Origin of the sequence: Micromonospora sp. NPDC047753 (assembly GCF_040642735.1) — a bacterium.
Lineage (GTDB): Bacteria > Actinomycetota > Actinomycetes > Mycobacteriales > Micromonosporaceae > Micromonospora.
In genome coordinates this window covers 1-3,845 of the sequence record NZ_JBEYSL010000579.1, presented here as the reverse complement: position 1 = coordinate 3,845, position 3,845 = coordinate 1, and the positions used below count along the sequence as shown (strand labels likewise).

At 73.2% G+C, this 3,845-nt stretch carries 6 protein-coding genes; all 6 read left to right on the top strand.

What is annotated here, in order from left to right; translation table 11 throughout:
* Positions 1–57: 57 nt before the first annotated feature.
* Positions 58–669: a class F sortase gene (locus ABZ749_RS31245; protein WP_355009077.1), complete on the top strand. Its 612-nt coding sequence runs from the start codon at positions 58–60 to the stop codon at positions 667–669.
* 172 nt (positions 670–841) lie between these two features.
* Positions 842–1,942: a magnesium and cobalt transport protein CorA gene (locus ABZ749_RS31240; protein WP_357234095.1), complete on the top strand. Its 1,101-nt coding sequence runs from the start codon at positions 842–844 to the stop codon at positions 1,940–1,942.
* Positions 1,943–1,989: 47 nt separating this feature from the next.
* A complete protein-coding gene (locus ABZ749_RS31235) occupies positions 1,990–2,757 on the top strand; it encodes an SGNH/GDSL hydrolase family protein (protein ID WP_357234098.1) in 768 nt (255 codons plus the stop codon).
* Between the two features lie 23 nt (positions 2,758–2,780).
* Complete coding sequence (locus tag ABZ749_RS31230; RefSeq protein ID WP_357234092.1) at positions 2,781–3,197, top strand: YchJ family metal-binding protein; 417 nt, start codon at positions 2,781–2,783, stop codon at positions 3,195–3,197.
* A gap of 3 nt (positions 3,198–3,200) precedes the next feature.
* Positions 3,201–3,371, top strand: coding sequence for a hypothetical protein (locus ABZ749_RS31225; protein WP_357234089.1), 171 nt, complete (start codon positions 3,201–3,203; stop codon positions 3,369–3,371).
* A 31-nt stretch (positions 3,372–3,402) separates the two neighbouring features.
* Entirely contained in the window at positions 3,403–3,789 is a 387-nt protein-coding gene (locus ABZ749_RS31220; protein ID WP_357234086.1) for a hypothetical protein, read from the top strand.
* Positions 3,790–3,845 lie beyond the last annotated feature (56 nt).

Below are 3,845 nucleotides of genomic sequence, written 5' to 3'. Positions count from 1 at the left end.
GCCCGCGCCGGTGACACCGGCGCGGGCACCCCGACAATCCGGTACGGAGGTGCACACGTGCGGTGGCGGCGGACCCTACCGGCAGTGGTGGCCCTGCTCGGCGTGACCGGGCTCGGGCTGATCACCGTCGGCCTCACCGCCGACCCGGCGCGGCCACCACAACCGTCGGCCGACGCGCCGACCCGCACCCACCCCGCACCGGACCTGGCTCCGCTGCCACCCGCCGCGCCGGTCCGGGTGCAGATCCCCGCCATCGACGTACGCGCCGACATCGTCCCCGTCGGCGCCGACGCCGCCGGGGTGCTGGAGGTGCCGCCACTGGACCGGCCCACCCTCGCCGGCTGGTACCGGTACGGGGTCAGCCCCGGTGAGACCGGCAACGCTGTCCTGGTCGGACACGTCGACGCGCCGTCCGGCCCGGCGGTCTTCTTCGATCTCGGTCGGCTCCGCGCCGGGCAGCAGGTGCAGGTCACCCGCGCCGACGCACGGGTCGCCACCTTCACAGTGGACGACGTCCGGGCGTACCCGAAGGAGCACTTCCCCACCGCCCTGGTCTACGGCCCGGCGGACGCCGCCGGGCTGCGCCTGATCACCTGCGGCGGCCGGTTCGACGCGGCGACCGGCAACTACGTCGACAACGTCGTCGTCTTCGCCACCCGCACCGCCTGAACCGGGGCCACCCGCACCGCCGCAACCGGCGCTACCCGCACCGCCGGAACCGGACCGCCTGCCCACGCCGCCCACGCCGCCTCCCCGCTGTCGGGAGCCGGACCCTCGTCGGCAGAATGCGGTGGCACCATCCTCTGATCGGGACGGTACGCCGGCGACGGGGAGGCACGCGGTGGATCAGCGACCGGTACGGGACCGGACCGGTCGAGGCGTACGCGCCCTGGCCCGTCGACTGCTCGGACGGGTCGAGGGCGACTCGCCCAACCTCCGCCGGTCCAACCCGGACGCCGTGGTCGACTGCGCCGTCTACGTCAAGGGCCGCCGGGAACCCGGTCAACCGCACTACGCCGACGCGTACGCCCGGGCGCGGCACGGCCGCGACGCCTTCGTGTGGCTGGGACTGCATGATCCCGGCCCGGCGGTGCTCGCCGCAGTCGGCCAGACCTTCGGCCTCGACGAACTGACAGTCGAACAGGCGCTCGCCGACGGGCACCGGCCCACCGTGCAGCGCCACGGGCCGGTCACGCTGCTGGTCCTGCGCACCGCCGGGTACGTGGAGCACGACGAGCTGACCGAGACCTCCGAGGTGATCGACACCGGGGACGTCATGGTGCTGCTCGGTGACCGCTTCGCCATCACGGTGCGGCACGGTGCCGCCGGGGCGCTGCGCAGCGTTCGCGCCGACATCGAGCGCCGCCCCGCGCTGCTGGCCGCCGGCCCGTGGGCGGTGGCGTACGCGGTCTGCGCCCGCATGGTCGACTCCTACCTGGAGGTGGCCGGCCATGTGGAACGGGACCTGGAGCGGGTCGAGGAGGCGGTGTTCGCCCGCGACCGCACCGCCGACATCCAGCACATCTACCAGCTCAAACGGGAGGTGGTGGAGTTCAAGCGCGCGGTCCTACCGTTGCAGGGGCCGATGCGTACGCTGCTCGAACCCGACGGCCCGCCGCGCGCCCTGCACCGCTGGTTCGTCGACGTCGACGGCCGGCTGAGCCGGGCGGTGGACCGGGTGGCCGCGTACGACGACCTGCTCACCTCGATCGTCCAGTCGCGGCTGGCGCAGCTCGCCGTCGAGCAGAACAACGACATGCGCAAGATCGCCGCCTGGGCGGCCATCGCGGCCACCCAGACCGGCATCGCCGGCATCTACGGCATGAACTTCAACCACATGCCCGAGCTGGCCTGGCGCTACGGCTACGCCGGGGCCCTCACCCTGATGGCGGCGGCGGCCCTGTTCCTGTACCGGCTGTTCCGCCGCTCCGGCTGGCTGTGAGGTCGGTGGTCCGCCCGAGCTGACCGAGGTCTAACCTCGCGCGGGTGATGTGGCAGCGGTACGTGGCGATCGGCGACAGCACCACCGAAGGGCTCGACGACCCGGACGGCATCGGTGGCTACCGGGGCTGGGCCGACCGGTTCGCCCTGGCGGTGGCTCGCGCCCAGGGCGGTCTGGAATACGCGAACCTGGCCATCCGGGGCCGGACCACCGCGTTGATCCGCGCCGAGCAGCTCCAACCCGCCCTCGACCTGGCCCCCGACCTGGCCACCGTGGTCGCCGGCATGAACGATGTGCTGCGCCCCTCCTTCGACGCGGACCAGGTCGCCGGGGATGTGGCGGCGATGCAGCAGGCACTGGTCGAGCAGGGGGCCACGGTGCTGACCTTCACGATGCCGGATCCGGCGCCCGTGATGCCGTTGGCCCGGCCGCTGCGTGGTCGCATGCTGGCGCTCAACGAGGCGCTGCGGGCCGCCACCGCACAGACCGGCGCCACCCTCCTCGACCTGGGCGCCCACCCGGTCTCCTCCGATCCCCGGCTGTGGAGCGACGACCGGCTGCACGCCAACAGCGCCGGGCACGAGCGCATCGCCGCCGCACTGGCGTACACGGCGGGTCTGCCCGGGTTCGACGACTCCTGGACGCGGCCGTTGCCGCCCGTACCCCGGCGGCGCCGCGGCGAGGTGTTCGGCGCCGAGCTGGCCTGGACCCGCCGGCACCTGCTGCCCTGGCTGGCCCGGCACCTGCGGGGCCAGTCGTCGGGCGACGACCGGGTAGCCAAGCGGCCAGTGCCACTGCCGGTGCCGCTCGACTAGGTCGGGTGCGGCAGGATGGCGACGTGGGTAAGGGTGCGGGACGTCGGCGGGCGAACGCGACAACGGGACGGGCGTGCCCGTGCGGTTCCGGCCGGGCGTACACGGACTGCTGCGCGCCGGCGCACGGCGGCGACGCCCCGGCGACGGCCGAGGCGTTGATGCGCTCCCGGTTCAGCGCCTTCGCCCTCGGCGACTCGGGTTACCTGCTGCGCAGCTGGCACTCCTCGACCCGGCCCGCCTCCCTGGAGCTTGACCCGGGGCAGCGGTGGACCCGACTGGAGATCGTGGAGACCGAGCGGGGCGGCCTGCTCGACACCGCCGGCACTGTGACCTTCCACGCCCACTACCGGGACGCGGGCCGGCCGGGCACGTTGACCGAACACAGCCGGTTCGTCCGCGAGGACGGCCGCTGGGTCTACCTCGACGGTGACCAACCCTGACGGGTGCGCGTCCGCACCGCCACCGCGCCGCGCAGCTTCCCGGCCGACTGGGCCCGGGGCCCCACCAGGATCGTCGTCGGCATCGACGCTGTCGGCGAGTCGAAGGCCCGGGTCAACGTCCCGCACGAGAAGCTGACCGGAGCCGAGCAGGCCGCGGAGCTGAAGGCGTACTGAAGGTGTTGCTCGAAACGGACGGAGACCACCGATGACCACGACATTCATCAACCTGCCGGTGCGCGACCTGACCACCGCGACCGAGTTCTACCGGGCGATCGGCTTCACCAGCGACCAGGCCCAGCCGGACGGCGACAGCACCGTGCTCACCATCTCCGACACCACCCGGTTGGTGCTCCACCTCCGCTCGGGTTTCGAGGCGTACACGGGTGTCGCCGCCGCGGACACGGCGACCAGCCGCGAGGTGATCGTCGGGCTGTCGGCGTCGAGCCGGGGGCAGGTCGATGAACTGGTCGACAAGGTGGTGGTCGCCGGTGGGGAGTCGCTCGGGCCGGGGATTGCCAACGGGCCGATGTACATGCGTGGCTTCCGGGACCTCGACGGGCACCAGTGGTCGTTCCTGCACATGGCCGGCTGAGTGGCAGGAGTACGCGGTGGTGATGTGGGTCAGGCTGCCAGCCCTTGGCTCGGGTG

Excerpts from the sequence above, each read along its gene's own strand:
- ABZ749_RS31235 (WP_357234098.1), top strand. The coding sequence starts at position 1,990 with ATGTGGCAGCGGTACGTGGCGATCGGCGACAGCACCACCGAAGGGCTC.
- ABZ749_RS31220 (WP_357234086.1), top strand. The coding sequence starts at position 3,403 with ATGACCACGACATTCATCAACCTGCCGGTGCGCGACCTGACCACCGCG.